Origin of the sequence: Streptomyces pinistramenti, from assembly GCF_020564935.1 — a bacterium.
Lineage (GTDB): Bacteria > Actinomycetota > Actinomycetes > Streptomycetales > Streptomycetaceae > Streptomyces > Streptomyces pinistramenti.
In genome coordinates, this window is sequence record NZ_JAJCXB010000117.1 from 1 (window position 1) to 5916 (window position 5916).

The window sequence follows — 5916 nt, forward strand, 5'->3', positions numbered from 1 at the left end:
TCTGTCCCGTCTCGCTGAGCTTGGACGAGTCTCACTGATCTGAGTGGGGCTGCATCGAATCTCACGTCCGGTGGCTGTTGTCGAGAGTGCAGTCACCCACAGGGGTGACCCGTGTCCCGTTCCATGTGGCTTGTCTCATGGCATCCGTGATGGTCGATGCATGGGTGGGGTACAGGTCCTGCGGAGTGGGGCTCTGCCAGAGGTCTCGGATTTCGATCTGGCCTGGCTGGAGCGTGGCGACGAGGTACGGAAGCCGTTGGGGTACGCGGCGGAGGTGGCCTTCGAGGACGTTGCGCCTGTCCGGGACTTTCCGTCGTACCGGGGACAGCGGCATTTCCCTGGCCTGTACTGGTCGGCGACGACGGGTCGGCATGTCGGGTTCGAGTCGTGGCTGGAGCGCGATCACGCGATCCTGATGGACTTCGACCCGCAGATCGTGGGGTTCGCCTCGCAGCCGTTCTGGCTGTTCTGGCGCGATGAGGCATCGGGCCGCGGTCGGTCGCACGCGCCGGACTTCTTCGCGCGGGCAGCCGACGGCACGGGCCTGGTCGTGGACTGCCGCCCGGCGGACTGCATCGACGCCCGGTCCGCGGCGGCGTTCGCCGCGATGCGCCGCGCCTGCGAACAACTGGGCTGGGCCTATCGGCTGGCCGGGGAGATCGACGCGGTGCGGGTCGCGAACCTGCGCTGGCTCGCCGGCTACCGCCACCCCCGTTACGGCGAGGCGGAGAGGCTCAACGCGGCAGTGACCGCAGCCTTCGCCGTCCCCGCGCCACTGGTTGCCCAGGCCGCCTCCGTCGGCGATCCCCTCCAGGTTCTCCCGGTGGTCTTCCACCTGCTGTGGTGCGGACGTCTGTCTGCCGATCTGTCCTATCCGCTCAGTGACCGCACGCTGGTGAGCCGGAGCGAGGAGCGATGAGCCAGACAAATCCGCGCGGAGCACTGCGTGTTGGCGACCGGGTCCGCTTCGACGGGCAGGTTCATACCGTGGCCGGGCTCGCGGGCACCACGGTCCGGCTGGTCGACAGCCACGGGGCACCGTCGCTGATGATGTTCACCCACCTCATGGCCGCCGAGGACTTCGAGCTGCTCGACTCGCAGGCCACGACGCCGGGTCTGCCGCCGTTCGGGCAGCTCGACACGGTTCCCGAACCCGCCTTGCGCAAGGCCCAGTTCTTCGAGCGGCACCTGATCGAGGTCGAGACCGGGGTGGCGCCGGATGCGCCTGCGGGCACCAGGCCCCGTCCGGAGTTCGACCCGAAGTGGCGCACGATCAACGAGCGGATCGTGGCGAAGGCCGCCGAGCTGACCGCCTCGGGAACGTCGGTCTCGGACCGGACCCTGCACCGCATGCGGCTGCGATGGCGCGACGGGGGCGTGTGGGGTCTGGTCGACCGGCGGGCCGCACGGCTGTCCATGCCGAGCACCGGACGAGTGGATGAACGGCTGGTGGAGGCCCTCATCGAGGTGCTCGCCTCGCAGGAAAACACGTCGACCGGCACCCGCACCAGGGTGATGCGGCAGGCCGAGCGGCTGGTGGCCGAACGCCACGGCGAAGGGGTGGTGCCCGTTCCATCGCGCGCGACGCTCTACCGGCTGGTGAAGGCTCTGGCCGAGGGGCGGCACAGCTTCGGGGCGGCGACGACCAGGCGGTCGCAGGCCCGGAGGCCGGAGGCGCCGTTCACGCCGACCATGGCCGCCCGGCCCGGCGAGGTGGTGCAGATCGACACCACCCCGCTGGACGTGCTGGCGGTCCTGGACGACGGGGTGACCGGCAGAGTTGAGCTGACCATTGCGGTCGATATCGCGTCGAGGACCATCTGCGCGGCCATCCTGCGGCCGGCGGGCACGAAGGCGGTCGATGCCGCCTTGCTGCTGGCGCGGATGCTGGTGCCCGAGCCGATGCGGCCCGGCTGGGCGGACGCGTTGCGCATGTCGGCCTCGCTTATCCCGCACGCCCGTCTGATGAGCATCGACGCCCGGCTGGAGCACGCCGCAGCCAAGCCGGTCATCGTCCCGGACACGATCGTCGTCGACCGCGGGAAGGTTTTCATCTCCGACACCTTCATCGCGGCCTGCCGGTCGCTGGGCATCTCGGTCCAGCCCGCACGGCCGGCCACCCCGACCGACAAGGGTGTGGTCGAGCGCACCTTTTCCTCGATCAACACCCTGTTCTGCCAGCATGTTTCCGGTTACGTCGGCTCCAACGTCACCCGTCGCGGCCAGGACGTCGAAGCCGTCTGGACGATCGCGGAACTTGCCGACCTCTTCCAGGAGTGGGTTATCGCCTGCTGGCAGACCCGGCCCCACGACGGGTTGCGCAGTCCGTTCCTGCCCGGCAGGGCGCTCTCGCCGAACGACGTCTATGCGCTGTTGGTCTCCCGCTCGGGGCATCTGCCGGTCTGCCTGAGCGGAGACGATTACATCGAGCTGTTGCCGGTGGAGTGGCGGAAGATCAACGACTACGGGATCACCGTCGACTACCGCACCTACGACTGCCGGGAGTTGGGCCCCTACCGGCGTCAGCCGTCCGGGGTCGACGTCAAAGGCAATCTCTGGGAGGTCCATTACGACCCCTACGACCTCTCTCATGTTTGGGTACGCGACACCCGGGCCGGAGGATGGATCACGGTCCCATGGACCCGGCTGGGCACCGTGTCGGCGCCCTTCGCCGACTTCACCTGGCGCCATGCACGGTCACTGCTGGCCGCGCGGGGAGCGGATACCACCGACGAGGGCGCCATCGCGGCAGCGGTCGAGGACCTGCTGACCCGGGCCGGGGCAGGCCCGGACCGGCGGATCGCCGCCCGCACCCGGGCCGCATCCGCGCTCCCAGGGCGCCCGGCTGCAGACATCTCGCCGGAGACGGTCGAGGAGACGGAGTCGGACGACGAGGCGGTGGGCAAGGTCATTCCCTTCGGGGTATTCGATGCCTTCACCGACGGGAGCCGCTGATGACGCACTTCCTGGAGCCGGAGGAAGTCGACTACCCGCTGACGACGAAGGAGGGCTGGGCCGCGTTCGTCGCGGAGACCATCGCGCCTCCGGTCGTCCTGCCGCCCGCGGCCCTGCAGCGGCTGCCGGAGTCCGAGCGGGCGGAGTATGACCAGGCACGGGAGGACTACCACTCCCAGCTGGTGATCGTCTCCACCCCGACGATCCGCCATGTCGCCGCGACCGGCCGCAAACGCATCCTGCTCAACCGGCACCAGCACTCCGCCCGACGGGGATTGATCGTCTCGGGCCCGGCGGGCACCGGGAAGACCACCGCCATCACCCAACTGGGCAAGAACTACGAACAGTTGGGTCGGCGCCGGGGAGAGATCCAGCCGAAGTCCCTGCCGGTCGTCTATGTCACCGTCCCGCCGGCCGCCACCCCGAAGATGCTGGCCATCGAGTTCGCCCGGTTCATCGGCCTGCCGCTGCCGTCCCGCTACAGCCAGGTCGAGGTCACCAACAAGGTCTGCGACCTGCTCTGCACCCTCGGCTGCCGTCTCGTGCTCATCGACGAACTGCACAACCTCGACATCGGTACACGGGTCGGCGCCGAGGCGTCCGACCAGATCAAGTACCTGTCCGAGCGCATCCCGGCGACCTTCGTCCTGGCCGGTGTCGACGTCGAGGGCACCGGACTGTTCGCCGGACGGCGCGGCGGCCAGATCGCCAGCCGTTACAGCCTCATCCCCACCAGCCCCTTCCGGCACACGACCGCAGACCAGCACGGGGCCTGGCAGTCCCTCGTCGCGACGCTTGAGGAGTCACTGCGGCTGCATGCTCACCGGCCGGGCACCCTACTCAAGCTCAGCAGCTACCTCCACGACCGCACCAGCGGCATGATCGGCAGCCTGTCCCACCTCGTTCGCGAAGCCGCCCTGGACGCCATCCTCGACGGCAGCGAACGAATCACCAAAGCCTCGCTGGAGCGGGTCGACCTGGACGAGAGCGCCGAACAGCAGAACCTCCCTCGCGCACGTCGACGTCGGACCCGCAACGAGAAGCGCACCGCGTGACCACGCGGCTGCGGGTGCTGCCGCTGTCCCCGCCGCCCGTGCACGGCGAGACGGTCGGTTCCTACCTGAACCGGCTCGCCGACGCCAACCACCTCACCATCGGGCACTTCTCGTCCCTGATCGGCCCGTCGCGACAGCACCGCCGTGACGACAACCGAGTCGGCTACTGGACCTCTGCGGGACTGGTGCGGCTCGCCGCCCTGACCGGTCGGACCTCGGTCTCCCTGATCCACTCAATGCCCCCGCTCGGAACAATCGGCGACCCGATCCGGCGGCTGCCGCTGTCCGCCACCGAGGAGGTCATCGAGCCGCGACGCCGCCCGGCCTGCCGCCTCTGCATGGCCCGCCGCCACATCCGCGGTCTCGTCGTCCGCAGCACCCCGCACCATGAAGGCGTCTGCCACCGGCACCATCGCTGGCTCCTCGGAGACGAGCAGCACAGCCTCACACGACTGCCCGAGGTTCTTCGGGCCAACCGCCGACATCAGCGGATCGTCCGCCGGGGCACCCACCCCACCACCGCGCTGGCCTACGTCGACGCCCGCGACCGCCTGACCAAGTGGTTCACCAACGAGGTCAGCAGCCCACCGCTGCAACAGCGTTGGAACCGACGACTCAACCTGCTGGGCGAGGACCCGTTCGGCGATCCTCACCGTCCGTCCGCGTCCCGGATCGAACTGGTCACCTATCCCGAAGCCGTCGTCCTCACCCGCCTGTTCGCCTCCCCGCACTGGCGAGGCCATAGCCGCCTGCCCGCCGAAGCGGCACGGCGTCTCGGTATCGCTCCCGATCAGCTGCCCTTGTCGACGAGCCCGTAATTCCCCAGGAGCTGGCTGACGGGCTTTCGGGCGGAGCGTCCCTCTTGCGGGCAGCGGAAAATCGTTCGACGGGCCGGGCCAGAGCCGTCATGATCCGCACTCGTGACGACTCCGAAGCAGCTCCTGGTCCGGGCCGCCGCCCGCAACAACGCCGAGTGGTGCGCGACGATGAGCCGATCACACGGCTTGGCAGGCGAGTTCGGGGCACATGCCTGGGCCGCTCCGTCTCGCACGCCGCTGTATTACCCCGACGCGGTGACGCTGGTGCCGGGCGCCGACCGAGCCGCGCTGGTGTCCCGGATCGACACCGTCGCACCCGGCGCCTCCGTCAAGGACAGCTTCGCCGACCTCGACCTGACGGAGGCCGGCTTCCAGGTGCTGTTCGAGGCGCAGTGGATCCACCGCCCGGCAATTGCGCCCACCCTGGCGCCGGAACTTTCCTGGGACGTGGCGGGCGATCCGGACGCGCTGCGCACCTGGGCGCTCGCCTGGGACGACGGGGACGGCAACGCGGACCTCTTCCGACCCGAACTGCTCGACGACCCAGCTACCTTCGTGCTCGCCGGACGGTCCGCCGACGGCCGAGTGGTCGCCGGAGCGGTGGCGAGCTGCAGTGACCAGGTGGTCGGAATCTCCAATGTCTTCGCGCTGGACGGTGGCCCTGACGCGGCCTGGCCGGTCGTACTGGACGCCGTGAACAGGCTGTTCCCCACCCTGCCGGTGGTCGGCTACGAGCAGGGCGAGGACCTGACGGCGGCCGTCCGCCATGGCTTCGAACCGGTCGGTCCGCTGCGGATCTGGCTGCGCGGCCAGCAGTGAGACCGGCTCCAGGGCCGCCCGAGCCCCCCTGTCTCTTGACCTGACCCGGAAACAGCCACCTTCGGTGAGAACTCTGGACGCAGTCATCTCACCGTCATGACACAGCCCAGCTCAGGACGCATCAGCGTCGTCATGATCGACGAGACACACGCCCGGCATCGCCAACACGACCTCTCAAACACCCCGACAGCCCCGGCGGAAATCCCACTCCTACCTGTCACACCCCAGGTCAGCAGCCTGCCTTCTGCAAGATCTAATGAGAAGGGACA

General features: G+C 69.2%; 5 protein-coding genes. All 5 read left to right on the plus strand.

Annotation, left to right across the window (positions count from 1 at the left end; translation table 11 throughout):
* Positions 1-160 precede the first annotated feature (160 nt).
* Positions 161-919 carry a TnsA-like heteromeric transposase endonuclease subunit gene (locus tag LIU39_RS34480; protein WP_227050928.1) on the plus strand — a complete coding sequence of 253 codons (759 nt, stop codon included), beginning with the start codon at positions 161-163 and terminating at the stop codon, positions 917-919.
* Positions 916-2955: a TnsB C-terminal domain-containing protein gene (locus LIU39_RS34485; protein WP_227050929.1), complete on the plus strand. Its 2040-nt coding sequence runs from the start codon at positions 916-918 to the stop codon at positions 2953-2955. Before LIU39_RS34480 ends, LIU39_RS34485 begins: the two co-directional genes overlap by 4 nt.
* Positions 2955-4010, plus strand: coding sequence for a TniB family NTP-binding protein (locus tag LIU39_RS34490; RefSeq protein ID WP_227050930.1), 1056 nt, complete (start codon positions 2955-2957; stop codon positions 4008-4010). The genes LIU39_RS34485 and LIU39_RS34490 overlap by 1 nt, the downstream gene beginning before the upstream one ends.
* Positions 4007-4828, plus strand: a complete 822-nt coding sequence (locus LIU39_RS34495; RefSeq protein WP_227050931.1) for a TniQ family protein — start codon at positions 4007-4009, stop codon at positions 4826-4828. The genes LIU39_RS34490 and LIU39_RS34495 overlap by 4 nt, the downstream gene beginning before the upstream one ends.
* A 102-nt stretch (positions 4829-4930) precedes the next feature.
* Positions 4931-5647 (plus strand): hypothetical protein, encoded by a 717-nt coding sequence (locus LIU39_RS34500; protein ID WP_227050932.1) that lies wholly within the window; start codon positions 4931-4933, stop codon positions 5645-5647.
* The last annotated feature ends 269 nt before the right edge of the window (positions 5648-5916 follow it).